General features: G+C 72.5%; 26 protein-coding genes and 1 riboswitch. Of the genes, 5 read left to right on the forward strand and 21 right to left on the reverse strand.

Annotated elements, in window-relative coordinates:
* Positions 1–8: 8 nt before the first annotated feature.
* From ACTVZO_RS08345 to ACTVZO_RS08360, 4 genes are all read right to left on the reverse strand, one after another.
* Positions 9–1,100 (reverse strand): phosphotransferase family protein, encoded by a 1,092-nt coding sequence (locus ACTVZO_RS08345; RefSeq protein ID WP_443297771.1) that lies wholly within the window; start codon positions 1,098–1,100, stop codon positions 9–11.
* Between the two features lie 141 nt (positions 1,101–1,241).
* Positions 1,242–2,378 (reverse strand): hypothetical protein, encoded by a 1,137-nt coding sequence (locus ACTVZO_RS08350; protein WP_443297772.1) that lies wholly within the window; start codon positions 2,376–2,378, stop codon positions 1,242–1,244.
* A 1,738-nt stretch (positions 2,379–4,116) separates the two neighbouring features.
* Entirely contained in the window at positions 4,117–5,292 is a 1,176-nt protein-coding gene (locus tag ACTVZO_RS08355; protein ID WP_443297773.1) for an acyl-CoA dehydrogenase family protein, read from the reverse strand.
* 148 nt (positions 5,293–5,440) lie between these two features.
* Positions 5,441–6,136 (reverse strand): TetR/AcrR family transcriptional regulator, encoded by a 696-nt coding sequence (locus ACTVZO_RS08360; protein WP_443297774.1) that lies wholly within the window; start codon positions 6,134–6,136, stop codon positions 5,441–5,443.
* 98 nt (positions 6,137–6,234) lie between these two features.
* Here ACTVZO_RS08360 and ACTVZO_RS08365 point away from each other — a divergent pair, with 98 nt between their 5' ends.
* From ACTVZO_RS08365 to ACTVZO_RS08375, 3 genes are read left to right on the forward strand one after another with little or no spacing between them, the layout of a single operon-like run.
* Positions 6,235–6,639 (forward strand): DUF6230 family protein, encoded by a 405-nt coding sequence (locus ACTVZO_RS08365; RefSeq protein WP_443297775.1) that lies wholly within the window; start codon positions 6,235–6,237, stop codon positions 6,637–6,639.
* The gene (locus ACTVZO_RS08370) at positions 6,624–6,920 is read left to right on the forward strand and encodes a DUF6230 family protein (protein ID WP_443297776.1); all 297 of its coding nucleotides are present in this window, start codon (positions 6,624–6,626) and stop codon (positions 6,918–6,920) included. The genes ACTVZO_RS08365 and ACTVZO_RS08370 overlap by 16 nt, the downstream gene beginning before the upstream one ends.
* Entirely contained in the window at positions 6,911–7,903 is a 993-nt protein-coding gene (locus ACTVZO_RS08375; RefSeq protein ID WP_443297777.1) for a DUF6114 domain-containing protein, read from the forward strand. The genes ACTVZO_RS08370 and ACTVZO_RS08375 overlap by 10 nt, the downstream gene beginning before the upstream one ends.
* A gap of 54 nt (positions 7,904–7,957) precedes the next feature.
* Here ACTVZO_RS08375 and ACTVZO_RS08380 read toward each other — a convergent pair whose 3' ends face one another.
* The 7 genes from ACTVZO_RS08380 to ACTVZO_RS08410 all read right to left on the reverse strand — a co-directional run bounded on the left by ACTVZO_RS08380 (position 7,958) and on the right by ACTVZO_RS08410 (position 13,519).
* Entirely contained in the window at positions 7,958–8,734 is a 777-nt protein-coding gene (locus tag ACTVZO_RS08380) for a class I SAM-dependent methyltransferase (RefSeq protein WP_443297778.1), read from the reverse strand.
* 36 nt (positions 8,735–8,770) lie between these two features.
* Positions 8,771–9,856, reverse strand: a complete 1,086-nt coding sequence (locus ACTVZO_RS08385; protein ID WP_443297779.1) for a transporter — start codon at positions 9,854–9,856, stop codon at positions 8,771–8,773.
* The gene (locus tag ACTVZO_RS08390) at positions 9,853–10,767 is read right to left on the reverse strand and encodes an ABC transporter ATP-binding protein (protein ID WP_443297780.1); all 915 of its coding nucleotides are present in this window, start codon (positions 10,765–10,767) and stop codon (positions 9,853–9,855) included. The genes ACTVZO_RS08385 and ACTVZO_RS08390 overlap by 4 nt, the downstream gene beginning before the upstream one ends.
* On the reverse strand, positions 10,764–11,153 hold the full coding sequence (locus tag ACTVZO_RS08395) for a GntR family transcriptional regulator (protein ID WP_443297781.1): 390 nt from the start codon (positions 11,151–11,153) through the stop codon (positions 10,764–10,766). The genes ACTVZO_RS08390 and ACTVZO_RS08395 overlap by 4 nt, the downstream gene beginning before the upstream one ends.
* 195 nt (positions 11,154–11,348) lie before the next feature.
* Positions 11,349–11,501, reverse strand: a complete 153-nt coding sequence (locus tag ACTVZO_RS08400; protein ID WP_443297782.1) for an SCO1431 family membrane protein — start codon at positions 11,499–11,501, stop codon at positions 11,349–11,351.
* Positions 11,502–11,642: 141 nt separating this feature from the next.
* Entirely contained in the window at positions 11,643–12,074 is a 432-nt protein-coding gene (locus ACTVZO_RS08405) for an SPW repeat protein (protein WP_443297783.1), read from the reverse strand.
* Positions 12,075–12,160: 86 nt separating this feature from the next.
* A complete protein-coding gene (locus tag ACTVZO_RS08410) occupies positions 12,161–13,519 on the reverse strand; it encodes a peptidase C39 family protein (protein WP_443297784.1) in 1,359 nt (452 codons plus the stop codon).
* 109 nt (positions 13,520–13,628) lie between these two features.
* Between ACTVZO_RS08410 and ACTVZO_RS08415 the strand changes: the two genes are divergently transcribed.
* Both ACTVZO_RS08415 and ACTVZO_RS08420 read left to right on the forward strand, forming a co-directional pair.
* Positions 13,629–14,264 carry a uridine kinase family protein gene (locus ACTVZO_RS08415; RefSeq protein WP_443297785.1) on the forward strand — a complete coding sequence of 212 codons (636 nt, stop codon included), beginning with the start codon at positions 13,629–13,631 and terminating at the stop codon, positions 14,262–14,264.
* 345 nt (positions 14,265–14,609) lie between these two features.
* A complete protein-coding gene (locus tag ACTVZO_RS08420) occupies positions 14,610–16,523 on the forward strand; it encodes an AAA family ATPase (RefSeq protein ID WP_443297786.1) in 1,914 nt (637 codons plus the stop codon).
* Positions 16,524–16,574: 51 nt separating this feature from the next.
* Here the strand turns inward: ACTVZO_RS08420 and ACTVZO_RS08425 are convergent, their stop codons facing one another.
* From ACTVZO_RS08425 to ribD, 10 genes are all read right to left on the reverse strand, one after another.
* Complete coding sequence (locus ACTVZO_RS08425) at positions 16,575–17,618, reverse strand: hemolysin family protein (protein WP_443297787.1); 1,044 nt, start codon at positions 17,616–17,618, stop codon at positions 16,575–16,577.
* On the reverse strand, positions 17,615–19,051 hold the full coding sequence (locus ACTVZO_RS08430; protein ID WP_443297788.1) for a hemolysin family protein: 1,437 nt from the start codon (positions 19,049–19,051) through the stop codon (positions 17,615–17,617). Before ACTVZO_RS08430 ends, ACTVZO_RS08425 begins: the two co-directional genes overlap by 4 nt.
* Before the next feature lie 202 nt (positions 19,052–19,253).
* Complete coding sequence (locus ACTVZO_RS08435; RefSeq protein ID WP_443297789.1) at positions 19,254–19,718, reverse strand: PH domain-containing protein; 465 nt, start codon at positions 19,716–19,718, stop codon at positions 19,254–19,256.
* A gap of 67 nt (positions 19,719–19,785) precedes the next feature.
* Entirely contained in the window at positions 19,786–20,634 is an 849-nt protein-coding gene (hisG, locus tag ACTVZO_RS08440) for an ATP phosphoribosyltransferase (protein ID WP_443297790.1), read from the reverse strand.
* A gap of 75 nt (positions 20,635–20,709) precedes the next feature.
* The gene (locus ACTVZO_RS08445; protein ID WP_443297791.1) at positions 20,710–20,988 is read right to left on the reverse strand and encodes a phosphoribosyl-ATP diphosphatase; all 279 of its coding nucleotides are present in this window, start codon (positions 20,986–20,988) and stop codon (positions 20,710–20,712) included.
* 35 nt (positions 20,989–21,023) lie between these two features.
* The gene (ribH, locus tag ACTVZO_RS08450; RefSeq protein WP_443297793.1) at positions 21,024–21,509 is read right to left on the reverse strand and encodes a 6,7-dimethyl-8-ribityllumazine synthase; all 486 of its coding nucleotides are present in this window, start codon (positions 21,507–21,509) and stop codon (positions 21,024–21,026) included.
* 73 nt (positions 21,510–21,582) lie between these two features.
* Positions 21,583–22,884, reverse strand: a complete 1,302-nt coding sequence (locus ACTVZO_RS08455; protein ID WP_443297794.1) for a bifunctional 3,4-dihydroxy-2-butanone-4-phosphate synthase/GTP cyclohydrolase II — start codon at positions 22,882–22,884, stop codon at positions 21,583–21,585.
* Positions 22,881–23,534 carry a nicotinamide mononucleotide transporter family protein gene (locus ACTVZO_RS08460; RefSeq protein ID WP_443297795.1) on the reverse strand — a complete coding sequence of 218 codons (654 nt, stop codon included), beginning with the start codon at positions 23,532–23,534 and terminating at the stop codon, positions 22,881–22,883. The genes ACTVZO_RS08455 and ACTVZO_RS08460 overlap by 4 nt, the downstream gene beginning before the upstream one ends.
* Positions 23,531–24,154 carry a riboflavin synthase gene (locus ACTVZO_RS08465; protein WP_443297796.1) on the reverse strand — a complete coding sequence of 208 codons (624 nt, stop codon included), beginning with the start codon at positions 24,152–24,154 and terminating at the stop codon, positions 23,531–23,533. Before ACTVZO_RS08465 ends, ACTVZO_RS08460 begins: the two co-directional genes overlap by 4 nt.
* A 1-nt stretch (position 24,155) precedes the next feature.
* Entirely contained in the window at positions 24,156–25,301 is a 1,146-nt protein-coding gene (gene ribD, locus ACTVZO_RS08470; RefSeq protein ID WP_443297797.1) for a bifunctional diaminohydroxyphosphoribosylaminopyrimidine deaminase/5-amino-6-(5-phosphoribosylamino)uracil reductase RibD, read from the reverse strand.
* Positions 25,302–25,450: 149 nt separating this feature from the next.
* Positions 25,451–25,581: riboswitch (FMN riboswitch) on the reverse strand.
* Between the last annotated feature and the right edge of the window lie 160 nt (positions 25,582–25,741).

Here is a 25,741-nt window from a genome sequence, read left to right on the forward strand (position 1 = left end):
GTCGGCCCCTACCAGTACGTCCCCTGCACCATGGCGGCCAGACTGGCGTGGTGCAGGATCAGGCTGTCCGGATCCGCGGGGATCTCGACCTCCCCGAAGTGCGCCTGCCGGTAGGCGATGCGCAGCATCACGATCCCGTGCCGCAGCGCCGCGTAGAGCGTGTGGAACTCCATGTCGCGCGGGGTGTGCCCGGTGAGTTCGGCGTAGCGGCGCTCCAGGTCGTCCCGGCGCAGGAAGTCCGGCAGGCCGGGCTGGCCGAAGCCGACGGTGAGGTCCTGGAAGAACCGGTGGAGGTAGACGGTCCAGCCGAGGTCCACCTCGCGGGGGGCGTACGCCGCCATCTCCCAGTCCAGGACGGCCACGGGCGCGAAACCGTCGTAGATGACGTTGCCGATGCGGGCGTCGCCCCAGTTGAGGACCGCCGGGCCCTCGTCCCGCGGCCACAGCTCCTCCAGGCGGGCGAACGCCCGCTCGATGAGGGGTGACGGGGCGAGTCCGCCCACCACCCAGGAGTAGTAGGCGCGTTGGGCGTCCACGTGCCGGCGCAGCGGACTGCCCGTACCCTCGGGGAGCAGGAACTCGGCCTCCTTGCCCGGGAACTGGTCGTGCAGTCGGGCCAGCAGGGAGACGCTCGCCTCCTGGAGCTCCGCGCGCTCGGCGTCGGTGGCGGCGTGCAGCCAGTTGCCCTCGTAGGTGTAGGGCATGACGTCGGGCGGGACCCGCCCTTCGGCACGGGCCATCACGAAGAACGGCGCCCCGAGCGGCCCCGGGTCCTCCTCCAGCCACTGGACGCGCGGGACGGGCAGGTCCGTGTGCTCGGCGACCAGGCTCATCACGCGGTGCTGGCGCGGCATGTCGTAGGTCGGGAAGACGGTGTAGGCGGCGGGATCGGCGGCGAGTCTCAACGCGCAGGCGCGCAGCGGGGTGTCGGGGTGGTCTATGTCGAAGAGCAGGGTCTCGCTGGACATGCCGTTGGACCCGGGGACGGAGACATTGGTGACCTTCGCACCGGGAAGCCTGGTGTCCAGCCAGGCGGCGAGCCGCCGGCCGAGCTCCTCGGGTTCCCGGGTGGAGGTGCGCGGACGTGGTGCGGTGGCCATGGGTGAGCCCCTTTCCTGCGGGTCGACGGGGATGGCTGGTCCGACGGGGGCGCTGATCCGACGGGGGTGGCTGGTCCGGGCGGGAGGGGACGGCTCGGCCGGTTCGGTCCGGCCGGCTGCCCGGCCGCCCGGCTGCCCGGCTTACGGCGCGACGGAGGAGTAGTCGGCGAAGCCGCTCGGGTCGTGGCGGCCGAAGCTGCCGTGCTCGAAGATGCCGTGGCCGACCTGTCCGTCGAGGGTGAAGCGGGCCGAGTGGTCGGTGACCCCGAACGCGGCCATGGGGTGGGCGGTGGGGTCGGAGAGGTCGTAGACGCGGCGGTCGGTCCAGCCCCGGCCCTGCCAGGTGCCGTGCTGCCAGTCGGCGGCGGGCGGGTAGCCGGCGCCGACGGCGAGCGGGGAGGAGCTGAGTATCTCGACGCCGAGTTCGATGGGCTTGCGGCCGGCGGGGTCGGTGAGGTGGACCACCGCGCCCTCGGGGTGGCGGGTGCCGGGCCGGTAGCGGATCTCGGTGTGCGGCCAGCCGAGTTGTACGTCGTGGCGGCCGCTGCCCTCCGGGAAGACCTGGAGGGCCTCGCTCAGGGTGCGGTGTCCGTCGGCGTCCTCCTGGGCGATGACCATGAGGAACCGGTCCTCGAAGCGGACGGGGATCCAGAGCCAGTGGAAGCCCTCGGGGCGGTGCTCCTCGGCGGCCCGGCCGCCGTCCTCCCCGGGGATGGGGCGCACGCCCCAACTGCGGTCACGGGTCCCGGTCCACTCCCCCGGCGTGAGGGCGAACTCCTCGCCCTTGGCGCGGATGGTGCCGGAGACGTTGCCGGCCTGGACGAACCGGCGGCCTTCCAGCATGAGACGGTCGCCGCGCCGCTGAACGTGGTGGGGCTCCCAGACGGCGGGGAACTCGGCGGTCCAGGTGATGTCGTACGAGAGCCCGTCCGGGTCGTCCGGGTCGGCGGCGCAGCGCAGGGTCAGCTGCCGGAGCGGCACGTCGACGGTGACGGACAACGGCCCGACGGAGAGGTTCATCCGGTCGTCGGTGAGGGCGTCGGAAGCACGGACGGCGAGGAGTTCGTCGCCCACCCGGAGGGTGGCGTAGGCGTCGATGACCCCGGCGTTGGGATAGACCCCGAGCCCGAGGATCAGGACGGCACGGCCGGCGTGGTCGAAGACGTGGAAGATGCACCGGTCGTAAGCGTTGCGGTCACCGCTGACGAGGTGCTTCATCGACAGCGGTGCCTGGTGGATGGGGTACTCGTCGAGGGCGACGGGCCGATCAGCGGGCATGGAGGACCTCCGGGGGCGGGTGGGCGGGGAGGGTGGGGTGGGTGGGGTGGGGAGGGCAGGGCGGGGTACGGCGGGGGTGCGGCTTGAGCAAATATGACGGTACGTCAGAATCCCGATTCACGGCCAGACTTGTGGCACAACCTGACAGGGCGGCACGGTTGGCCGTTGGCCGCGAGGTTGGACGGGAGGGCGGGGCGGGGGCTCCGGGTGCTGTGGGGCCTGATTCCGACTGATACCGATCAGGGAGGGTTTGGGGGTTTCCCGCCCGTCCGACTGTCTCTCCGGGTCGGGCCGTCCTGTCAAGGGCGCTCCCTTCGGTCGCGTCGCTGCGCGATGGCCTGCGGCCACCCTTGACAGGCCGTCCCGCCCCGGAAAGACAAGGACCGGCGGGAACCCCCCAAAGGAACGGTCCACCAGTTCCCTATGCCTGCCTGTGGACATCAGGGACCGACGCCTCAGTGCCCGGGGACCGGCAGGATCCGCGCCCGGGCCGGGCACGGAAGCGATCCGGGGCCGGGGGCCGCCCAACCCGCACCAAACAGCGCCCACAAGCCCATCCGGAGCCCCCAGCCGCACCAGATCGCTACGCGCTCCTCATCTCTCAGCGTCCGACGGCCGTCCGGGGCTGGACACAAGCCGCCCGCGATCGCTCCGGACGTTCCCGTCACGCGACAGCGGGTGGGGCCCCCATGTGGAGCCGAGGGGTGGAATGGATCAGTTGGCGGAGTGGGATGCCCGATGGTCGGCTGTCAGCGTCCGGCAGGCCGCTTGTCGTGCCTTCGTCTCGCCCGCAGGTGCCGATGGCGGCCCGCAGATGCCCTTCGTCGGCCGCTGATCCGTTTCCGCAGCGCACCTCGGTCCCCAACTCGCCACCTGTGGCGGCTCCTGAGCAGCCGATGCCGGACTGATCGCCGCCAGGTCACCTCAGCTGTGTAGCGATCGCGGGCGGCCTATTACCAGCCCCGGACGGCCGTCGGACGCTGAGAGATGAGGAGCGCGTAGCGATCTGGTGCGGCTGGGGGCTCCGGATGGGCTTGTGGGCGCTGTTTGGTGTGGGTTGGGCGGCCCCCGGCCCGGATCGCTTCCCTGGCCGGCCCGGGCGCGGATCCTGCCGGTCCGCGGTGGTCAGGTGTCGGTCCCTGATGTCCACAGGCAGGCATAGGGAACTGGTGGACCGTTCTTTTGGGGGGTTCCCGCCGGTCCTTGTCTTTCCGGGGCGGGACGGCCTGTCAAGGGTGGCCGCAGGCCATCGCGCAGCGACGCGACCGAAGGGAGCGCCCTTGACAGGACGGCCCGACCCGGAGAGACAGTGGGACGGGCGGGAACCCCCCAAACCCTCCCTGATCGGCATCAGTCGGAATCAGCCCCCGCAGTACCCGAAGCCCAACCCCCCGGGTACCCCTCGAACGGATCCCCGGGCCGGGGAAGCGGTTACCCGTCGGTGGATTGTCGCGTTGCCCCGGCATGACCACGGTTGAGACTTCCACGCCACGGACGGGTCGCCGACGGCGGCAGGTGGCGCCCGGTTACGAAGAATCGGTTCAGCAGGGATCTGGGGCCCGGCAGCGGTTTCCCGACCCTCCCATCTACAGTGCGCTGGTCGCCCGCTGGAGCGAGGACGGACGGACCGTGCCGGGGCGGCGCGACCCGGAGTGGTCCCGGATCACCGCCTCTCCCATCTGGCCGAACGGCCCGCTCTTCGGGAGCTGACCCTCCGCCCCGCCCCTGGCCCTGGCCCCTAGCGCGTCTCCGGCCCCGCGAGGTGGCGGGCGATCACCATGCGCTGGATCTGGTTCGTGCCCTCGACGATCTGGAGCACCTTCGCCTCACGCATGAGCCGTTCGACCGGGAAGTCCGCGGTGTAGCCGTAGCCGCCGAGGACCTGGACCGCGTCCGTGGTGACCGCCATCGCCGCGTCCGTGCAGAACAGCTTCGCCATGGCCGCCTGCCGCGAGAACGGCTTGCCGGCGTCCCGCAGCCGCGCCGCCGCGAGGTAGAGCGCGCGGCCCGCCTCGATCTTCGTGGCCATGTCGGCCAGCATGAAGCGCAGCCCCTGGAAGTCCGCGATCGGGTGCCCGAACTGCTTGCGGTCCAGCGCGTACGTCACGGCCTCGTCCAGCGCGGCCTGGGCGACGCCGATGGCGCACGCGGCGATGCCCAGGCGTCCGGCGTCCAGTGCCGCCAGGGCGATGGTGAAGCCCTGGCCCTCCTCGCCGATGCGGCGGGCGTCGGGCACCCGTACGCCGTCGAAGTGCAGCTGGGCGGTGGGCGAGCCCTTCATGCCCATCTTCTTCTCGGGCACGGCCGCGGTCAGGCCCTCCGCGTCACCGGGAACCAGGAAGGCGGTGATGCCCTTGGGTCCCTCGACGCCGGTGCGGGCCAGGACGGTGTAGAAGTCGGCGACTCCGCCGTGGGTGATCCACGCCTTGGTGCCGGTGATGATCCAGTCTCCGCCGTCCTCGCGCACCGCCTTGGTGGTCAGCGAGGCGGCGTCGGAGCCCGAGGCCGGCTCGGAGAGGCAGTACGCGCCGAGCAGCCCGCCGCCGAGCATCGCGGGCAGGTGGGCGGTCTGCTGCTCCTTGGTGCCGTAGCCGGCCAGGCCGTGGCAGGCGAGGGAGTGCACGCTGACGCCGAGGCCGACGGTCAGGCGGGCCGCGGCCAGCTCCTCCAGGACCTGGAGGTAGACCTCGTACGGCTGCTCGCCGCCGCCGAACTCTCCGGCGTAGGGGAGGCCCAGCAGGCCCGCCTCGGAGAGCAGGGTGAACACCTCGCGCGGGAAGCTCCCGGCGTCCTCCTCCTCGGCGGCCCGGGGGCGGATCTCGCGCTGGGCGATCTCGCGTACGAGGGCGAGGAGGTCCCGGGACTCCTCGGTGGGCAGCTGACGGTCCACCGTCTGCGGGGCGCGGTCTGTCATGGCGGCGCTCTCCTCCCTGGTCGGGGCACGGCGGCGACGCGTGAGGCTGTGGGACGCGCCGCCGGATCTTGTGCTCTCACAGCCGATGTTGCCCTCCCGGATCACGGAAGGTGCTGTTCAGCGGCTGCGGCGGGTTGAGTATGCCCGATCAGGGGCTTCCCGTCACCGGTGCAAGATCATCCCGCTGGCCGGGGGCTTCCCCCGGGAGGGGCGGAGCAGGGCACTCCGGGACGAATTCCTCGATCACGTCCAGAGTGGTGCGCAGCTGTCGCACCAGGAGCGCCCCGAGCAGGGCCCGGTCGGGCTGGCCGGCCGCGCCCGCGCCGAGGGCGCCGGTCCATTCCAGGGTGATCCCCTCGACGCAGGAGAGCCAGCCCACGAGTGCGAGCCGGGCGACGGGCGGGACGGTGCGGTGCCCGTACGCGCCTTCGGCGATGGTGGCGACGAGTTCCTCGCGGACGGCGTCGCGGATGGCCAGCACCTCGGCGTCGGAGCCGACGCCGCCGGTGACGATGGTGCGGTAGGCGGCCCGGTGGTGCTCGGCGTAGTGCAGGTAGCCGTCGATGGTGCGCCGGACCCGTTCGGCGGCCGGGAGGCCGGTGTCGCCGCCGGCGCGGGCGACGAGCTCGGCGACGGAGTCCTCGACGATGGCGAGGTAATAGCCGCGCTTGCTCTTGAAGTAGTAGTAGATCAGCCCCTTGGCCACGCCGGCCTGTTTGGCGATGTCGTCCATGGACAGGGCGTCGTACGAGGTGTCGGCGAACAACTTCCGCCCGGTCGCTATGAGTTCGGCCCTGCGGACCTGCGAACGCCCGGTCGTGCCCCGCTGTTGACTATTATTCAAATTCGGCCCTAGCCTCGAACTGCCACCGGATGGCTGAAGTATGGCAGCCCCTGGCAGCACTTCCCCTGCGCACCGGACGACGTACGGGAGGCACCCTCATGGGCCATCGCAACCGCGATCGTGATCACAGCGACAAGGGAAGCGACAAGGGAAGCGACAAGGACAAGGGCACCGGTACGCGGACGGGAAGGCCCCCTGAGGGCCGGGTTCGCTGGAGGAAGGCGGCCCTCGTCGCCGTCCCCGCGCTCGGCGTCGTCGGCGCGCTGGCCGTGGTCATGGCGCAGGGCGCGCTCGCCGCCTCGTTCGCGGTCTCGGGCACGAGTTTCCAGGTCTCCTCCTCCCGGCTGAGCAGCAAGGGCCTGGCCTCCTTCGTGCAGACGGACCGTTCCGTCGACGGCAAGGGGCACCCCGTCGCGCTCCTGGGCATCGGCGAGGCCACGCTCGCCGACATCTGCCAGGCCGCCGAGGTACAGCCCCGCTCGGCACGGTGGTGTTCAAGCTGACGGCCGGGGGCCCGGCCGGGGAGGTCACGGCGAGCAGCCTGGTGATCGACGGCGAGGACCTCCAGGGCGACGCCACCTTCGGCACGGCGCAGATCGGCCGGGACGCCTCGACCCTGGACCAGGTGGAAGGGGTCAAGGGCGAGCCGGGCAAGTTCGGGCTCCAGGCCGGGAACATCGAGGTGGTGGGAGTGCGGTCCCGCGCCTGGTCCGCGACCGGCGGCGACTTCCGGCTCAAGGGCCTGAGGCTGAGCGTCAGCCTGGACGGCGCGAAGTGCTTCTAGGGCTGCCCGGCCTCCGCGGCGGATGGCTCGAGCGGCGGCTCCCGCTGCCGGAGCACCGGCGCCGGCTGCGTGCCTGGCGCCGGACGCGGCCGTTCTGGGGCGGGCTGCTGCTGGTGCTGGGCGGGACCGAGCTGCTGCTGGTCCCGCTCTCCCCGCTGACCGTGCTGGTGAGCCTGGGCCTCGGCGGGATCGCCGCCATCGGGATCGGCGTCGCGCTGGTGCTGGCGGGGCTGTTCCTGTGGTTCCTGCCGCAGGCCCGGGCGTACGTCTCCCTGCACGCCCTGCTGCTGTCGGTGCTCTCCTTCGTGGCGACCAACCTCGGCGGGTTCCTGGTCGGGATGCTGCTCGGCATCGCCGGGAGCGCGCTGGCCTTCGCCTGGACCCCGCTGTCCGGCGGGGACGGGCAGGCGGGCGAGGGGGACGACGGGGCGGACGGCGAGGGGCCGTACGTCACGAGGCCGGACGGGGCCGGTCCGCGGGTGCGGGCCGCCGTACTGCCCGTGGTGCTGATGGCGGCACTGGTGGCCGGCGGGCCCCTGACGGGCCGGGCCCAGGCCGGGCCCGGGGCGGGGCCGCCGATGGCCGCGCGGACTCCCCCGACCGTCACCACCTCGCTGTTCGCACCCCAGGGCTTCGCGTTCGCGGGGGTCACGCACGTGCCGACGGCGGACGGGCCGCTCAAGGTGCTGGTGCTCAGGATGCACGCGGCCTCACTGCGCGACTACCGGCTGCGCACGCGCGACGGGCGGGAGGAGTACGGGCTCGCCGCCGCCTCCCTGGACCTGCGGGGCGATGTCACCTTGTACCTGACGAGGTTCAGCGGCTGCATCGAGGGGCTGCTGTGCGTGACCTTCAGCCCGGACGGCCTGCCCGCTCCCCCGGTGATCCCTCCGTTCGTGTTCATGACCCGGGTCACGGCCGAGCAGGCGCTCGTCACCTCCGATGTGATCGTCACGGAGGGGCTGCGCCTGGAGGCCTCCTGATCCCACCCGGCGGGCCCCCGTGGTCCCGGAGGGCGCGCCGCCCCTCGGTGCGGGTCAGCCCACCGTGACGCGGATCTTGGACTGGCCGTGCCCGAGCCGCTCCCAGTCGTCCATGAAGCGGGCCTTGAGGCCGTGTCCGGCGGCGAGGTCCACCAAGGTCTCGGTGCGGTAGTAGAAGTCCTCGCGCAGGACCTGGTGCTCGGCGCCCTCGGTGCGGTCGAAGGTGAAGTCGAACCAGCCGCCCGGGGCCAGTACGCGCTCCACGTGCGCCAGGCACTCGTCGATGATGTTGATCGGGGAGTGGGAGAAGACGCTGTGGGCGTGCACCACGTCGAAGTGGCGGTCGGGCAGGAAGTCCAGCGTGAGGTCCCGGGTGATGGTCAGGTGCGGCAGCTTCTCCTGCAGACGCTGTCTGGTCAGCGTCTCCTTCGCGGAGATGAGGATGTCGGGCGAGATGTCGATGCCGTAGTAGTGGCCGGCGTCGAGGTGCTCGATGAAGCGCCAGCCGGCCCGCAGGTTGCCGCAGCCGATGTCGAGCATGCGGTGGGCGGGCGCGAGGCCGTGTTCCTTCAGGTAGTCGAACTGCATCTTGCCCAGGGCCAGCCAGCGGTCGTGGGTCTGGCTGCCGACGGCGGCCTCGGGGTTGCGGCCGGTGTCGGAGGCCATGACGGCCCGGTAGTACGCCACGTGGTCGGGGTGCTTGTGGCGCAGCCAGGCGTCCCGGGCTGCGCGGCGGACGTAGGGGGCGATGCGGGTCGGGTTGCTCAGCGCGTAGCGGACCTTGTGGGTGACGCTGGCGCGGTCGGCTTGAAGGTTCTTCTTCGTGGCCATGGGGGTTCCCCTGTGGGTGGGTGGTGTGACGGGGGTTCAGACGCCGGCGGTCGTTCCGGTCGTCGTGGTCGCGGTCGCGGTCGCGGTCGCGGTCGCGGTTGCGCTCGTGGTCGCGGCGGTAGTCGTGGTGGTCGCGCCGCCCGCCGTGGTGGCGGCGGCGCGGGCCATGGCGGCGGGGCGGCGCAGGACGTACAGGACCAGGGCCACCAGGACGGCGGCGAGGCCGAGGTAGAGCGCGGTGTCGATCCACTGGAAGGTCCAGAACTCGCTGCTGGGATAGACCTTGTGGTAGCGGGCGACGAAGCCGTGCTCGGCCATGCACTGCCTGAGCTCCTCGCCGGAGGTCTGGCAGACGGGGGTGTTGATGTCGTGCTGGCGCCCGTCGGGCGTGAGGTAGCCGAACTCGCCCGTGGACCAGGCGCTGCCGACCCTCTTCTTCGGGGTCATGCCCGGGGTGATCCGGGTCTCGGGAGCGGTCCAGCCGGTCCGCAGGAGCCGGGCGAGCAGGCCGGCCGTGCCGATCGCGGCGAAGGTCACGGCCATGGCGGGCAGCGTGCGGCGGACGAGCAGGCCGACCGCGGTGCCGGCCGCGAGGCCGAACAGGGCGCAGGCGACGGAGGCGGGGCCGGTCGCGTTGTATATGTACGCGTCGTACCAGTAGAGCCCGTCCAGGGTGTTGGACACGGGCGCCCACCACCAGGCGACGAGCGCGGCGACGAGGCCCGAGGCGAGCACGGCGAAGACCGCGGCGAGGCCGAAGCGGGCGGCGAACCAGCGGTGTCCGCTGACACCCTGGGTGAGTGCCAGTTTGTAGGTGCCGCTCTCCAGTTCGCGGCCCAGCAGCGGGGCGCCCCAGAACACTCCGATGAGGGCGGGGAGGGCGAGTCCGAGGGTGCCGAGGGCTCTGATCGGCTCGGTGCTGGCGTCGAGGACCAGGAAGCTGCCGAGGCTCTCGCAGCCGCCGTTCCAGCCCTTGCAGGGGACGAAGCCGTACTCGTCGATCAGCTCCATGAGCTCGGAGCGCAGGTACGCGGCCCAGGCCGTGACGGCCGCGAGCAGCACGGCGCCGGTGATGATCATGGCTCGCTGCTGGCGCCAGGCCAGCCACAGGACGCCCCTCATGCGGCTGCCTCCGTACGGTCGGCGCGCGGGGCGCGCAGGTGGGCGAGCAACAGGTCCTCCAGGGAGGGGGTTTCGCAGATCCAGCGGTCCTCGTCCGTGGCGGCCGCGGCGGCCGGGCCACGGACGAGGGCCGTGACCTGGCGTCCGGCGGTGGCGGCGTGGACGACGGTGGTCCGGTCGAAGCCGTGGGGCAGGCCGTCGGTTTCGATGGGGTCGGCGCGGCCGGTGAGCCGGGTGTGCGCCGTGCGGAGTTCCTGGGCGTCGCCGGCGAGGCGTACGGCGCCGTCTTTGAGGAGCAGGACGTGGTCGCAGACGTCCTCGAGCTCGGACAGGACGTGCGAGGACATGACGATGGTGACGTCGCGCTCGGCCGCCTCGGTCATGAGCAGGGCCGTGACCTCGTGCCGGGCGACCGGGTCGAGATCGGCCAGGGGCTCGTCGAGGAGCAGGAGTTCGGCGCGTTTGCCCACCGCGAGCGCGAGGGCCACGCGGGTCCGGTTTCCGCCGGAGAGCGAGCCGACGCGGGCGGTGAGGGGGATGCCTCCGGCCCGTACGAGGCGTTCGGCGAGGGCCTGGTCCCAGCCGCGGTTGAGCTCGCGGCCCAGCCGCAGGGTGTCCGCGACGGTGAACCTCGGGTGGAACGGCTTCTCCTGGGCCAGGAAGGCCGTGCGCGCCCGGGCTTCGCGGGAGCCGGGGGCGTGTCCGAAGACCCGGATCCGCCCGGTGGTGGGGCCGAGGAGGCCGGCGGCGAGCTGGAGCAGGGTGCTCTTGCCGGCTCCGTTGGGGCCGACGAGTGCGGTGACGCGTCCGGCGGGCAGCTCGATGTCGCAGCCGCGCAGGGCGCTGCGGCCGCGGAACGCCCTGCCGAGCCGTGTGGCCCGCAGTGCGGTGGCGACGGTCGGGTCGCTCACGTGGTGTCCTCTCTGAAGGTTGCGTCCACGGTGGCCGTGATCAGCGCCGTGATGTCCTCGCGGTCCAGGCCCGCATCGCGCGCCCGGGTCATCCAGGCCGCCAGTTCGAGGCGCAGCGGGGAGTCGGCTGCCGCCTCGGGTCGGGAGAGGGAGCGCCGTACGAAGGTGCCCGCGCCGGGGCGCGGTTCGACGAGGCCCTCGCGTTCCAGTTCCCGGTACGCCTTGAGCACGGTGTTCGGGTTGATCGCGGTGGCCTCGACCACCTCCCGGGCCGTGGGCAGCCGGTCGCCGGGCTCGAGTACGCCGAGTCGCAGCGCCTGTTTGACCTGGGTGACGAGCTGTAGGTAGGTGGCGACGCCGCTGCGCCGGTCGACCCGGAATTCCATGCCCTTCACCTCATTCCACTATCTGATTAGTGGAATAGTGCAGGCATGATCCACTGCCGTCAAACAGGCCCGCCGCCCGGAGACGCGAAAACGCCCGTCACGAGGAACGTGACGGGCGCGCGGGGTACTGCGGGGACTGCGGCCGGGCGGGTGCTGCGGGGACTGCGGCTGGTGCGGCTGCTGCCGCGAGGAGGGTTACAGCCAGCCGACCTGGGTGACGAACATGGCCACCACCACGACGAGCGTCCAGCCGAGGACGTGCTCCAGCCAGGAGGAGTCCTCCTTGGGCCCGCCGGTGCGGACGAGGGTGCGGGCGGGGGCTTCGGCTGCGGCGCTGTTGGCTGTCATGGTGTCCAATGTGCCAGCGTTCGCGGCCTTCGCGGTAGAGACGATGGTCACCTATGGCGCGCGTCACGCCGCCGGGCCGCGGCCGCCCGGATGTGCCGGTGCGGCCGGGGCCCGGCGCGCGCTGCCCCTCCGGAGAGCCGGTCAGATGCGGGTCTCCCGGTTGCGGCCGGCCATCGCCGCCATCGCGAGGCCGAGGCACAGGGCGACGGCTCCGGTGATGACGTTGCTGACGACCGAGCGGGTCGTGTCCATCTCGCCTGCGATGACCCACGGGGCGATGATCGTCCATGCACCGAGCGCGACCGCGGTCCACGCCATGGCGTGGGTGCGCTCGTAGGCAGTGCCCAGACCGCCCATGCACAGGCAGAACGCCAGGCCGGCGATCAGGTTGTTGATGGCCAGCGGGGTGAGGGTGCTGAACCCGGCGATCCACGGGGATGCCGCCAGGTACAGGCCGGTGACCAGCGACAATGCCTCCACGGCTTGGGCTGCGGGAGTGCTGGTCACCCGCTCGAAGCGCGTGCGCATCTCGGCGAGGTCAGGGTGGTGCTCGATGCTTGACTGGGTGGTCATGGCTGGCCGCCTCTCCTTGAGAAGCCTTTATGTGCCATTTACCCCATAATGTTCCGCCTATCCACCCGTCAGGTCAAAGGCGGGATTCACAGGACCCCGACCGCCCTCAGGGCCGCGGTCCGGGCCGGGTCCGGCAGGGCCGGAGCGTAGAGGTAGCAGACCCCTCCGGCGCCCGAGACGGTCTTGCCCGCCGCGTTGCGGCGCTTGGTGCGCAGCCACACGTTCTCGAACTCGCGGCGCCGGTAGACGCGGCGCACGGACGGGTTGTCGGGCGCGTGCGGGTCGTTGACGACGACGTCCCCGGCTTCGGTGAAGCCGGTGACGGTCATCAGGTGGCCCGCGGTGCCGTAGCCGGCGCCGGTGAGCTCCTCGGCGCGGAAGGACTGGGAGGTGATGGCCGGGATCCCGGCCCGCACCAGGGTCTCCAGGTCGGCGAGGGAGCCGAGGCGGGTGACGACCCCGGCGAGCCCGGGGTAGGTGGCGGCGTACGCGGCGTTGAAGGGCCAGTTGCCGCAGCCCTTGTAGGCGGCGTCGTAGGTGGAGCGGGCCGCGTGGCAGACCTGCGGGTCGGAGTAGCGCGGATCGACCCAGGACGTGGAGGCGGCGGCGGTCCGGTGGCCCCAGAACTCGATGACCATCTGGGAGGAGGTGGGGCTGCACCAGGCCTCTCCCCCGTTGTCGTACTGGGGGTAGCGCCCCTTGTGGACCTCCTGGGAGTAGCGCGGGACCTTCAGCTCGTGGGCCCGTCCGGAGGGCACGGAGGCGGGGACGGTGAACCGGTCGGGGACGTCGGAGACCATCGCGCCGGCCAGCCATACGGTGGGCCCCCGGTCGGCTCCGGGCCTGCGGTACAGCGTGAGGCGCAGCTGCCAGTCGGTGAGGCGCGGGCCGCCGGCCGGGGCGTCGACGGCCAGGGTGTCGGTCCAGACGGTGGACCGGCCGTCGGTCTGGCCGTCCACGGAGGTGCGGCGGATGTCGCCCTCCCCTGAGGCCCAACGGCCCATGACGTACCAGGGGGTGGCGGTTCCGTCGTCGTAGGTCGCCCGCAGTTCGGTCTGGATCCAGGTGCCCGCGGGGGTGCGGGCGTTCCAGGAGGCGACGGCCTCCGTGGCGGGGACGGCCGGGCGGTGGACGGGGGAGGTCCAGACGGCGTACTCCCAGACGCCCTTCCTGCCGGTGTGCGGGTCGGCGTACTCGGTCCGGCCGGCCGGGGTGCCGATCTCCAGGCCCGGGCGGGTGCCGGCGACGGCGGCGGTGCCCCGGTGCGTCCCGGCCAGCCAGTGGGCGTACGAGAACCAGAACCGGTTGTCGACGGTGCGGCCCGGACGGGGGGCGGAGGCGGCGGACGCGGAGGCGCCGCCGCCGGAGACGGTGGCGGCCGTGGCGGCGGTGGCGACCGCGAGCGCCGCCACGAGTACGGCCCTGCGCGGTGTGGGTGCGGTCATCGCGGGGTTCCCCCAGGGTGGGTCGGTGCTTGGGTGGCTTCACCCTTCCAGTTCCCGGCGGTCGCGGGCCGAAGCCGCGCGCCGTGTCGGCCCTGTCTACGCTGGTCGGGTGGAGCCACGTACGTCACTCGAATCCCTCGCGCGCGAGCTCTGCGCGCTGTCCCCGTCACTCGGCCCGGTACGTCTGGTCGGGATCGACGGGCACGCCGGCTCCGGGAAGAGCACCTTCGCCGGGCGGCTGGCGCAGGCCCTGGGCGGGGCTCCGGTGCTGCACCTGGACGAGGTGGCCACCCACGAGGAGCTCTTCGGCTGGCAGGAGCGGCTGCGGGCGCAGGTGCTGGAGCCGCTGGGCGCCGGCCGGCCCGCGCACTGGCACCCGTACGACTGGGTGGAGCGCCGCTTCGGGCCGGAGCGGGTGCTGGAGCCGGCGCCGGTGCTGCTCGTCGAGGGGGTGGGGGCCGGGCGGCGGGCGCTGCGCCCGCATCTGGCGCGGCTGCTGTGGATGGAGATGCCGCGCGCGCGGTCCTGGGGGCGGGGGCGAAACCGGGACGGGCGTGAACTTTCCGATTTCTGGGACGGATGGGAGCGCGCGGAGCTCGCGCACTTCTCGGACGACCCTTCGCGCCCCTTCGCGGACACTCTGGTGCGCCAGAGTGGTACGGGATACGAGTGGTCTTCCGGGGCGGATGCGACCGCCCGAACCCCCGCTTCCGTCACCGAGGGTGACGGACTCCCCCGGGCCTGAGGCCTCGCGGAGTTCCGCTTCGCCGGGGCTCCACCGACCTGCTTGACCCGGGGCACGCACCGGCCTTACGTTCTCAATGCGGGGCTCTTACCGGCCTCCGCACACACGAAGCCCCCGATCGTTCCCCCGTGATCGGGGGCTTCGTCCTGCCTCCGGCCACCCCGGACCTTCACCCTGAGTCACCGGGTGGTCCCGGGACACGCCCCCCAACCCGGCTCCTCGCACCCTACGTAAGGTGCGAAACCGCAGGTACGATGCAGCCCTGATTTCATCGGCGCAAGGGCAACTCGCGCACTCGAAGCGGGGGTTGCCGCGCACCACGGGGGCAGGCTTGTGGGGGACGTGATGGATTTCGGCACGCCGGGCAGCACGCACGCCCCGGCCGAACTCGCCTGGCTGCGCGGGGTCGACGCCTGCACGATGGGCGCCTATCCGCAGGCCGAGGAGGAGTTCCGGGCGGCCGTGCGGCTCGATCCCACGATGGCCGACGCCTGGCTGGGTCTGCACGCGCTGCGGGTCGACACCACCGACGCGTTATTGCGCATGTACGCGCACCGCGACCGCTTCGGGGAACAGCGGACCCGGCACCGGCGGACTCTGAACTCCTGGTACTGGCTGGGCTGGTGGGTGCAGCCGGTGCTGGAGAGCCGACGGGACCTGCTGTTGGCCCACGCCTCGCACTGGCTGGACGGCCGCCACGTGCCCGAGCTGGACCAGGCGCTCGCCGCCCTGCCACCGGTCGACGCCGATCCGCAGGTGCGGTTCCTGCACGCCTGCCGGGCCTACCTGGTCAAGGACTGGGAGCAGCTGGTGCGGCACACCGAGCCGCTGGTGGACGATCCGCTGCTGGGCATCGAGGCGGGGCTGTTCGGCGGGATGGCGCGGGTACGGCTGGAGATGTACGGGCAGGCGGAGCCGATCCTGTCGGCGGCGCTGATGCGGTGCCGCAGCGAGCAGCCGCAGCGCAAGGAGCTGCGGTACTGGCTGGCGCGGGCCCACGAGGGCACCGGGCGCAGCGCGGCGGCGCTGCCGCTGTACCGGGCGGTGCACCGGGTGGATCCGGCGTTCATGGACACGGCGGCCCGGCTGACGGCGATCGAGGACGGCGACGACACCGACGGCATGGCCGGGATGGCGGGGTACTCCGGGTTCGGGAGCTACGGCGGGCACGGTCCGCAGCCGGCCGGCGGGGGCTTCGCGGCGGTGGCGCTGGGCGGGGGCGGGCCCGTCCAGGACATCGCCGCGGACGGCCAGGCGGAGGCCGATCCGCTGGGGGCGGCGCCGCCGCCCGCGGGCCGGGCGGAGGGCGTGCGGCGCAAGGTGTCCGTGCCGCCGCAGGGCGCCTTCGCGGGGCTGCCGGCGGGGCCCGCGGATCCGGAGGGGCTGGCGGAGGCGCTGGCCGAGCTGGAGCGGATGGTGGGGCTGGAGCCGGTCAAGCGGCAGGTGAAGGCGCTGTCGGCGCAGCTGCACATGGCGCGGCTGCGGGCCGGGCAGGGGCTGCCGGTGCAGCCGCCGAAGCGGCACTTCGTCTTCTCGGGGCCGTCGGGTACGGGCAAGACGACGGTGGCCCGGATCCTGGGGCGGGTGTTCTACGCGCTGGGGCTGTTGGGCGGTGACCATCTGGTGGAGGCGCAACGGGCGGACCTGGTGGGCGAGTTCCTCGGGCAGACCGCCGTGAAGGCGAACGAGCTGATCGATTCCGCGATCGGCGGGGTGCTGTTCGTGGACGAGGCGTATTCGCTGTCCAACTCGGGTTACAGCAAGGGCGACGCGTACGGCGACGAGGCCCTCCAGGTGCTGCTGAAGCGGGCCGAGGACAACAGGGACCACCTGGTGGTGATCCTGGCGGGCTATCCGGCCGGGATGGACCGGCTGCTGTCGGCCAATCCGGGGCTGTCCTCGCGGTTCACGTCCCGGGTGGACTTCCCCAGCTACCGGCCGCTGGAGCTGACCGCGATCGGCGGGGTGCTGGCGGACGCGAACGGGGACCGGTGGGACGAGGAGGCGCTGGAGGAGCTGCGCAGCATCAGCGGGCACGTGGTGGAGCAGGGCTGGATCGACGAGCTCGGGAACGGGCGGTTCCTGCGGACGCTGTACGAGAAGAGCTGCGCGTACCGGGACCTGCGGCTGGCGGGTTTCGCGGGCGACCCGTCGCGGGACGACCTCGCCACGCTGCGGCTGCCCGATCTGATGCAGGCGTACGGGGAGGTCCTGTCGGGCCGCGGCCCGCAGGAGCGGCCGGAGCCGCCGCCGCTGTGAGCGCCGCCGGTGCTTCGCCCGGACCCGGGTCCGGGCGAAGCACGGGCAGGGCTACGCGCCCCGCACGTACGACCGGTGTGAGGGGTCGCGGACCTCGCCGACCAGCATTTCCAGGACGTCCTCGAGGGCGACCAGGCCCAGCACCCGGCTGGCCGGGTCGGCGACCTGCGCCAGGTGGGTGGCGTCGCGCCGCATGACGCTGAGGGCGTCGTCCAGCGGAAGCGTGGCCGACAGGGTGGTCATCCGGCGCCAGACCCGCTGGGGCACGGCCCGTTCCCGGTCCTCCAGGTCGAGTACGTCCTTGACGTGCAGGTAGCCCATGAAGGCGCCGCTGGCCGCACGGACGGGGAACCGGGAGTAGCCGGTGCGCACGGTCAGCTGCTCGATCTGGCGCGGGGTCACGTCGGGGCCGACCGTGACCAGGCGGTCCCGGTCGAGGAGGACGTCGGTGACGGCGCGGCTGCCCAGTTCCAGGGCGTCCTCCAGCCGCTCCTGCTCGACCGGCTCCAGGAGTCCGGCCTGCCGGGAGTCCTTGAGGAGGCGGCCGAGCTGGGCGGAGGTGTAGACGGCCTCGACCTCGTCCTTGGGTTCGACCTTGAAGGCCTTCAGGACGAGCGCGGCGCAGGCGCCGAGCGCGGTGGTGACCGGCCCGCACACCCGGGCGAAGGCGACCAGGCCGGGGCTGAACCACAGGGCGGTCTTCTCCGGGGCGGCCATGGCGAGGTTCTTGGGGAGCATCTCGCCGATGACCAGGTGCAGGAAGATCACGGCGGCGAGCGCGACGGCGTAGCCGAGGGGGTGGATCAGGCCCTGCGGTACGTGGACGGCGTGGAAGACGGGCTCCAGCAGCCGGGCCACGGTGGGTTCGGCGACCGCGCCGAGGGTGAGCGAGCAGACGGTGATGCCGAACTGCGCGGCGGCCATCATGCGGGGCAGGTTCTCCAGGCCGTGGAGCACCTGGCGGGCCCGTTTGGAGGTCGCCGCGAGCGGCTCGATCTGGCTGCGCCGTACGGAGACGAGGGCGAACTCGGCGCCGACGAAGAAGCCGTTGGCGAGGACGAGGAGGAGGGCGAACAGGAGTTGGAGGGCGTTCATCGGGCAGCGCCCTCCAGCTCGGCCGGCAGCGGGGCCGGGTCGCCGGGGGCGGCGTGGCCGCCGTGGCCGGGCGCACCGCGCACGGCCGTGGGAGCCGTCCCGTACGAGGCCGCCGCGGGCACCGCCGCGAGCCGGACCAGCCGGACCCGCTCGGCCCGGTTGCGGCCGACCTGGCGGACGGAGAGCCGCCAGCCGGGAAGCTCCGCGCGGTCCCCGGGGGCGGGGATCCGGCCGAGGAGGTCCGCGACGAGGCCGGCGACGGTCTCGTACGGGCCCTCGGGGACCTCCAGGCCTATCCGGCGCAGGGTCTGCACGCGGCAGCTGCCGTCGGCCTCCCAGGAGGGACGGCCGTCCTCCGCGGGTACGGCGGCCAGCTCGGGTCCCGAGTCCTCGGCGAGGTCGTGCTCGTCGCGGACCTCGCCGACGAGTTCCTCCACGATGTCCTCCAGGGTGACCACCCCGGCCGTGCCGCCGTACTCGTCGACGACCACGGCCATCGGCTGTTCGCTGCGCAGCCGCTCCAGCAGCGGCTGCACCGGCAGGGAGCCGGGCACCAGCAGCGGGGCGACGCTGATCCGGCCCACGGTGGTGCGTCCGCGCTCCGGCTCGGGCACGGCGAGGGCGTCCTTGAGGTGGACCACGCCGGTGATCTCGTCGATGCGTTCGCTGTAGACGGGGAAGCGGGACAGGCCGGTGGCGCGGGTCAGGTTGAGCACGTCGGCCGCGGTGGCCGAGTGCATGAGGGCGCTGACCTTCACCCGGGGGGTCATGACGTGCTGGGCCGTGAGCTCGCCCAGCGACAGGGTCCGTACGAAGAGGTCTGCGGTGTCCTGTTCGAGGGCGCCGGCCTGGGCCGAATGGCGGACCAGGGAAACCAGTTCGCCGGGGGTGCGGGCAGAGGCCATCTCCTCGGTCGGCTCCACGCCGAGCGCCCGTACGAGCCGGTTGGCGACGGCGTTGAGGCCGGCGATGACCGGCCGGAAGACGCGGGAGAAGGCGTGCTGGGGGCCGGCCACGAAGCGGGCGACCTGGAGCGGCCGCGAGACCGCCCAGTTCTTCGGGACGAGCTCGCCGACGACCATCTGGACGGCGGAGGCGAGCAGCATGCCGATGACCACGGCGACGCCGGAGGCGGCGCCCCCGGAGAGGCCGGTCGCGGTGAGCGGCCCGGCCAGCAGGGCGGCCAGGGCGGGTTCGGCGAGCATGCCGACCACGAGGGAGGTGATGGTGATGCCGAGCTGGGTGCCGGAGAGCTGGAAGGACAGCTCCCTCAGGGCCTTGACCACCGTGCGGGCACGGCGGTCACCCTCGGCTGCGGCGCGCTCGGCCTCGGGCTTCTCCACGGTGACGAGCCCGAATTCGGCTGCCACGAAGAAACCGTTGGCGAGGATCAGGACGAAAGCCGCGCCGAGCAGGAGTAGCGGGATGGTCATGCCGCCGCCTCCGTGGGGAGGGCGGCGCGGGTATTACCGGACGATCCGTCCATTGCTGGAGGGAGTCACTCCTCAAGTCGCAGGGTCCCCACGGGCCCCGGGGGTCCCGGGGCAGGCGGGAGGGCGCACTGCTGCGCCCCGCCACCAGGGTAGTCATTGAGATCGCGGCCGCAACGGTACGCGGCCACGAGGGTCGGCGGGCTCAGTGGTCCTTTGCTCCGGTGCCCCGGCTCTCGGCGAGGGCGCGCAGGGCGCGGGCGTCGCCGATGGCCTGGGCGCGGGCGACGCCGGGCTGGATGCCGAGGGCGGGCAGGCTGGTGCCGTCGCTGAGGTCGAGGAAGACCCAGGGGTCGCCCGGGCGGAGGTTGACGCGCAGGATCTGCGCCCACTCCAGGCGGCGGGTGTTGGTGAGGTTCACGACGGTGACCCCGGCCTCGTCGGCGACCACCTTGGGGCGGCTGAGCAGGAGGAGGACGGAGGTCAGCAGGACCGCGATGAAGACGAAGCTGATCCGCTCCCCCGCGGTGAGGGTCTCCAGCAGGAGGGCGATCGCCGTGATGGTGGCGAACATGGCGAGCCCGACGCTCAGCAGGACGGCCCGGGTGCGGGTCGGCCGGAAGGTGACCGGCAGTGCGGGCGGTACGGGCTGGGCGGCGGGCTCGGTCATGGTGGGTGCGCTCGGTTCTGCGAGAGGTTCTGCGAGGGGTTCCGCGGGAGGTTCCGCAGGGGGTGGTTCAGAGACGGCAGGCGTGGATCGAGGTGGTGAGGATCGCGCGCGCGCCGAGCTCGTACAGGTCGTCCATGATCCGCTGGGCCTCCTTGGCCGGGACCATGGCACGGACCGCGACCCAGCCCTCGTTGTGCAGCGGGGAGACGGTCGGCGACTCCAGGCCCGGGGTGAGGGCGACGGCGCGCTCCAGGTGCTCGGCGCGGCAGTCGTAGTCCATCATCACGTAGCTGCGGGCCACCAGGACGCCCTGGAGGCGGCGCAGGAACTGCTGGGCGCGCGGGTCGTCGGCGTCGGTCTGGCTGCCGCGGATGACGATGGCCTCGGAGGTGAGGATCGGCTCGCCGATGACTTCGAGGCCGGCGTTGCGCAGGCTGGTGCCGGTCTCGACGACGTCCGCGATGATCTGGGCGACGCCGAGCTGGATGGCGGTCTCGACCGCGCCGTCGAGGTGGACGACGGAGGCGTCGATGCCCTTCTCGGCGAGGTGCTTGGCCACGATTCCCTCGTACGAGGTCGCGATGGTCATCCCCTGGAAGTCCTCGGGGCCCTTCGCGGTGCCGGGGGTGGTGGCGTAGCGGAAGGTGGAGCGGCCGAAGTTCAGCGCCAGGATCTCCTCGGCGCTGGCGCCGGAGTCGAGGAGGAGGTCGCGGCCGGTGATGCCGATGTCGAGGCGGCCCGAGGAGACGTAGATCGCGATGTCCTTGGGGCGGAGGTAGAAGAACTCCACCTCGTTCTCGGGGTCGACGACCACGAGCTCCTTGGACTCCTTGCGCATCCGGTATCCGGCCTCATGGAGCATCGCCGACGCCGGTCCGGAGAGTGAACCCTTGTTGGGGACGGCGATGCGCAGCATGGGGCTTCCTTCTGTGCGTGGGGTACGCGGATACACGGACGGTGATGCGGGCGGACGGTGTGTTCGTGCCGGGGGTCAGAGGTGGGCGTAGACGTCGTCGAGGGAGATCCCGCGCGCCACCATCATCACCTGGACGTGGTAGAGCAGCTGGGAGATCTCCTCGGCGGCGGCTTCCTTGCCCTCGTACTCGGCGGCCATCCAGACTTCGGCGGCCTCCTCGACGACCTTCTTGCCGATGGCATGGACGCCCTTGCCGACGAGTTCGGCGGTGCGCGAGGTGCTGGGGTCGCCGGTTGCCTTGGCCTGGAGCTCGCTGAAGAGCTCTTCGAAGGTCTTGGAGGATTCGTTCGCCATGATGGTCCTCAGAATACGGGGTTCCCCCACGCCACTCAGCGCCAGGGTTCGCTGACGGTCCGCAGGGTCATGGCGGTGGAGACGGCGGCGGTGGCCGCTTCGTGCCCCTTGTCCTCGTTCGACCCCTCGAGCCCGGCGCGGTCCAGCGCCTGCTCGTCGTTGTCACAGGTCAGGACGCCGAAGCCGACGGGGACTCCGGTGTCGATCGACACCTGCACCAGGCCCTGGGTGACGCCCTGGCAGACGTAGTCGAAGTGCGGGGTGCCGCCGCGGATGACCACTCCGAGGGCGACGATGGCATCGTAGCCGCGACCGGCGAGTACCTTCGCCACGACCGGGAGCTCGAAGCTGCCGGGGACGCGGAGCAGGGTCGGCTCGTCGATGCCCAGTTCGTGCAGGGCCCGCAGGGCGCCGTCGACCAGTCCGTCCATGACCTTCTCGTGCCACTGGGCCGCGATGACGGCGACTCGGAGGTCTCCGCAGTTCTTCACGCTCAGTTCGGGTGCGCCCTTGCCGCTCACAGCTCTGCTCCTCGGTGGTTCGTGTTCGGGTGGTGGTGTGTGGGTGGTGCGGGTGGTGTCTGGGTTGCCGGTGTTACTGGTTGGCGCAGGTGGAGGACGCGGACACGGCCCCGTCCAGCCAGGGGAGGTCGTGGCCCATCCGGTCCCGCTTGGTGCGCAGGTACCGCAGATTGTGCTCGCCCGCCTCCACCGGCATGGCCTCCCGGCCCGAGACGTCGATGCCGTGGCGCACGAGGGCGGCGGCCTTGTCCGGGTTGTTGGTCAGCAGCCGGACGCTGCGCACGCCGAGGTCGGCGAGGATCTGGGCGCCGGCCCCGTAGTCGCGGGCGTCGGCGGGCAGGCCCAGTTCCAGGTTGGCGTCGAGGGTGTCGCGGCCGCGCTCCTGGAGTTCGTACGCGCGCAGCTTGGACAGCAGTCCGATGCCGCGGCCCTCGTGGCCGCGCAGGTAGACGACGATCCCGCGGCCCTCGGCCTGGATGCGCTCCATGGAGGCGTGCAGCTGGGGGCCGCAGTCGCAGCGCTGGGAGGCGAAGATGTCGCCGGTCAGGCATTCGGAGTGCATCCGGACCAGGACGTCGGCGCCGTCGCCGATCTCGCCGTGGACGAGGGCGACGTGCTCGACCCCGTCGACGATGGAGCGGAAGCCGTACGCGGTGAACGCGCCGAAGGCGGTCGGCAGGCTGACCTCGGCCTCGCGGCGCACGGTGGGCTCGGCGGAGCGGCGGTAGGCGATCAGGTCCTCGATCGAGATGATCGTCAGGCCGTGCTTGCGGGCGAAGGGGATCAGTTCGGGCAGGCGCAGCATGACGCCGTCCTCACCGGCGATCTCCACGATGGCGCCGGCCGGGCGCAGGCCCGCGAGGCGGGCGAGGTCGACGGCGGCCTCGGTGTGGCCGTTGCGGACCAGGACACCGCCGGGCTTGGCGCGCAGCGGGAAGATGTGGCCGGGGCGGACGAAGTCGCCGGGTTCGGAGGCGCCGTCGGCGAGGAGCCGCAGGGTGGTGGCGCGGTCGGCGGCGGAGATGCCGGTGCTGACGCCGTGGGCGGCGCTCGCGTCGACGGAGACGGTGAAGGCGGTCTGCATCGACTCGGTGTTGTTCTGGACCATCTGGGGGAGCTGGAGCCGGTCCAGCTCGGGGCCCTCCATGGGGGCGCAGATCAGGCCGCGGCACTCGCTCATCATGAAGGCGATGATCTCGGGGGTGGCCTTCTCGGCGGCGATGACGAGGTCGCCCTCGTTCTCCCGGTCCTCGTCGTCGACGACGACGATCGGGCGGCCCGCGGCGATGTCGCGGATGGCCTGCTCGACGGGGTCGAGGCGGAAGGGCTCGTCGAAGCTCTCGGGGACGGCGGGCACGGGCTTGAGGCTGGTCATGCCGTTGCTCCTTCCAGGGCCGGTGCGGGGGTGGTGCGGGAGCGCTGGTACCAGTCGTAGGCGCCCCACAGCACGAGGGCGAAGTACACGACGTAGACGAGGCCGGAGAAGGCCAGGCCGTTGTTGAAGGCGAGGGGGACGCCGACCAGGTCGACGAGGAGCCAGGCGAACCAGAACTCGACGAGGCCGCGGGCCTGGGCGACCATCGCGACGATGGTGCCCACGAAGATGTAGGCGTCGGCCCACGGGCTCCAGGACAGCTGCGGGAAGGCCGAGAAGAGGCTGCCGACGGCGAGGGTGCCCAGCGCCGCGCCGGCGAGGAGCAGTCCGCGCTCCTTCCAGGTGGCGGTGCGTACGGCGATGGAGCCGTCCTGGGCCTGCTGGCGGCCGCGCTGCCAGGCGCGCCAGCCCCATACGGCCACGCCGATGACGAGCAGCTGCTTGCCGACGCCGCCGGCGAGGTGGGCGGAGGCGTAGGCGGCGATGAGGATCAGGCCGGAGAGGAGCTGGGCGGGCCAGGTCCATATGGAGCGCCGCCAGCCGAGGGCGAGGGCGGCGAGGCCCATCAGGTTGCCGATCATGTCGGACCAGATGACCTTCTGGCCGAAGACGGTGAAGGCCTCGGCGTTGAGCCAGGTCAGGGCGCTCACTGTGCGTCTCCCGTGGTGTGCAGCGGGTTCACTCCGGCGGCGAGCAGGCGCTCGACGTACTTGGCGAGGACGTCGACCTCGAGGTTGACCGGGTCGCCGGGCTGCTTGATGCCCAGGGTGGTCAGCGCGAGGGTGGTCGGGATGAGGCTGATGGTGAACCAGTCGGCGGCGGCCTCGACCACGGTGAGGCTGACGCCGTCGACGGTGATGGAGCCCTTCTCGACGACGTAGCGGGAGAGGTGGTGCGGGAGGGCGACCTTGACGATCTCCCAGTGCTCCGAGGGGGTGCGGGAGAGGATCTCGCCGGTGCCGTCCACGTGGCCCTGGACGAGGTGGCCGCCGAGGCGCCCGCCGAGTGCCATCGGGCGTTCCAGGTTGACGCGGGAGCCCGCGGCCAGGGCGCCGAGGCTGGAGCGGTTGAGGGTCTCCTGCATGACGTCGGCGGTGAACTCGCCGTCGGCGGTCTCCACGACGGTCAGGCAGACGCCGTTGACGGCGATGGAGTCACCGTGCTTGGCGTCTTCGGTGACGAGGGGGCCGCGCAGGCGGAAGCGGGAGGCTTCCTCGAGCGGCTCGACCGCGGCGACCTCGCCCAGTTCTTCGACGATTCCGGTGAACACTTCAGCGCTCCTTGAGGGCTGTGGGGACGGCGGACGCCGTGGGGACGGCGGTGATGCGGATGTCGGTGCCGATGCGGACGGTCTCGGTGATCCGGAGCCGGAGCGCGTCGGTGAGGGTGCCGATGCCGGCGTCGGCGAGGGCGGCGGGGCCGGCGCCGAGGAGGACCGGGGCGAGGTAGCCGACGACCTTGTCGACGGCGCCCGCGGCGACGAAGGCGCCGGCCAGGGTCGGGCCGCCTTCGAGGAGGACGGAGCGGACCCCGCGCCGGTGCAGCTCGCCGAGGAGGGCGTCCACGCGGATGCCGTCCTTGCCGGCGGGGAGCCGGGTCAGCTCCACGTCCGTGAGGTGGCGGGTATCGGCGTCCTCGGCGACGGCGATCAGGGTGGGTGCGGCCCCGTCCAGGACGCGGGCGCCGGGCCGGACGGTGGCGCGGGTGTCGAGGACGACGCGCAGGGGCTGGACGGCCCCTTCGATGCCGCGGACGGCGAGGTGCGGGTCGTCGGCGCGCAGGGTGCCGGAGCCGACGACGACGGCGTCGGACTCGGCGCGCAGCCGGTGGACGTCGGCGCGGGACTCCGGGGAGCTGATCCAGCGGCTGGTGCCGTCGGCCGCGGCGATGCGGCCGTCGAGGGTGGCGGCGTACTTCCACAGGACGTACGGGCGTCCCAGCCGCACGGAGGTCAGCCAGGCGGCGTTGCCCGCCTCGGCCTCGTCCGCGAGCAGTCCGGCCCGCACGGTGATCCCGGCCGCGCGCAGGGTGTCGGCGCCGCCGCGGGCCTGCGGGTCCGGGTCGGAGACGGCGTGGAGCACGCGGGTGATCCCGGCCTCGACGAGGGCGCGGGCGCAGGGACCGGTGCGGCCGGTGTGGTTGCAGGGCTCCAGGGTGACGTAGGCGGTGCCGCCGCGGGCCGCGTCGCCGGCCGCGCGCAGGGCGTGGACCTCGGCGTGCGGGCCGCCGGCCCGCTCGTGCCAGCCTTCGCCGACGACGGTGCCCGACGCGTCGGTGATGACGCAGCCGACGACGGGGTTGGGGCTGGTGGAGCCGAGGCCGCGGGCGGCGAGTTCGACGGCTCGGCGCATGGCGCGGGTGTCCGCGTCGGGTGCTGCGTGCTCGGCGTGTGTCGCCACCGGGTCCTCCTGCCTCATGGGGCACGGACTCCGGGGCCTGTCGGGATACGACAGATGAAGCGGTACAGCGCACACGGGGACGCCGAGGCCGGAAAACGGTCCGCTGCGCCACATCCACAGGGATGTGGCGAGGAACCGCCGACGGCGGCGTACCGGTCACTGGCCCGCCGCGCACTGCCTCCCATCCGGACTTTCACCGTCGGTCCAGGAATCTCACCTGGTCAACCGGCCGCTGGCTGCGGACGGGTCGCGGACTATAACCGCCGGTTCGGAATTACACCGACCCCGGAGTGCGCTGCTTACTGGTACTCCAGCCAGTTTGCCACGGGTGATCGGCGGCCATGCGAGTGAGGACGTGTGGCCTGGCTCACATGTGGATGTGGCCTGGCTCACACGGGAGGGGCGTACGGGCGGCCGCGGGGCGGACCTGGACAAGTGAACGCAGGGTTGGTCCAGAC

Origin of the sequence: Streptomyces sp. IBSNAI002, from assembly GCF_052244475.1 — a bacterium.
Lineage (GTDB): Bacteria > Actinomycetota > Actinomycetes > Streptomycetales > Streptomycetaceae > Streptomyces.

Bases quoted from the DNA above. Each gene is read 5' to 3' on its own strand.
- ACTVZO_RS08345 (WP_443297771.1), bottom strand. From the start codon at position 1,100: ATGGCCACCGCACCACGTCCGCGCACCTCCACCCGGGAACCCGAGGAG.
- ACTVZO_RS08350 (WP_443297772.1), bottom strand. From the start codon at position 2,378: ATGCCCGCTGATCGGCCCGTCGCCCTCGACGAGTACCCCATCCACCAG.
- ACTVZO_RS08355 (WP_443297773.1), bottom strand. From the start codon at position 5,292: ATGACAGACCGCGCCCCGCAGACGGTGGACCGTCAGCTGCCCACCGAG.
- ACTVZO_RS08365 (WP_443297775.1), top strand. From the start codon at position 6,235: ATGGGCCATCGCAACCGCGATCGTGATCACAGCGACAAGGGAAGCGAC.
- ACTVZO_RS08380 (WP_443297778.1), bottom strand. From the start codon at position 8,734: ATGGCCACGAAGAAGAACCTTCAAGCCGACCGCGCCAGCGTCACCCAC.
- ACTVZO_RS08385 (WP_443297779.1), bottom strand. From the start codon at position 9,856: ATGAGGGGCGTCCTGTGGCTGGCCTGGCGCCAGCAGCGAGCCATGATC.
- ACTVZO_RS08395 (WP_443297781.1), bottom strand. From the start codon at position 11,153: ATGGAATTCCGGGTCGACCGGCGCAGCGGCGTCGCCACCTACCTACAG.
- ACTVZO_RS08400 (WP_443297782.1), bottom strand. From the start codon at position 11,501: ATGACAGCCAACAGCGCCGCAGCCGAAGCCCCCGCCCGCACCCTCGTC.
- ACTVZO_RS08405 (WP_443297783.1), bottom strand. From the start codon at position 12,074: ATGACCACCCAGTCAAGCATCGAGCACCACCCTGACCTCGCCGAGATG.
- ACTVZO_RS08410 (WP_443297784.1), bottom strand. From the start codon at position 13,519: ATGACCGCACCCACACCGCGCAGGGCCGTACTCGTGGCGGCGCTCGCG.
- ACTVZO_RS08420 (WP_443297786.1), top strand. From the start codon at position 14,610: ATGGATTTCGGCACGCCGGGCAGCACGCACGCCCCGGCCGAACTCGCC.
- ACTVZO_RS08425 (WP_443297787.1), bottom strand. From the start codon at position 17,618: ATGAACGCCCTCCAACTCCTGTTCGCCCTCCTCCTCGTCCTCGCCAAC.
- ACTVZO_RS08430 (WP_443297788.1), bottom strand. From the start codon at position 19,051: ATGACCATCCCGCTACTCCTGCTCGGCGCGGCTTTCGTCCTGATCCTC.
- ACTVZO_RS08435 (WP_443297789.1), bottom strand. From the start codon at position 19,718: ATGACCGAGCCCGCCGCCCAGCCCGTACCGCCCGCACTGCCGGTCACC.
- hisG (WP_443297790.1), bottom strand. From the start codon at position 20,634: ATGCTGCGCATCGCCGTCCCCAACAAGGGTTCACTCTCCGGACCGGCG.
- ACTVZO_RS08445 (WP_443297791.1), bottom strand. From the start codon at position 20,988: ATGGCGAACGAATCCTCCAAGACCTTCGAAGAGCTCTTCAGCGAGCTC.
- ACTVZO_RS08455 (WP_443297794.1), bottom strand. From the start codon at position 22,884: ATGACCAGCCTCAAGCCCGTGCCCGCCGTCCCCGAGAGCTTCGACGAG.
- ribD (WP_443297797.1), bottom strand. From the start codon at position 25,301: ATGAGGCAGGAGGACCCGGTGGCGACACACGCCGAGCACGCAGCACCC.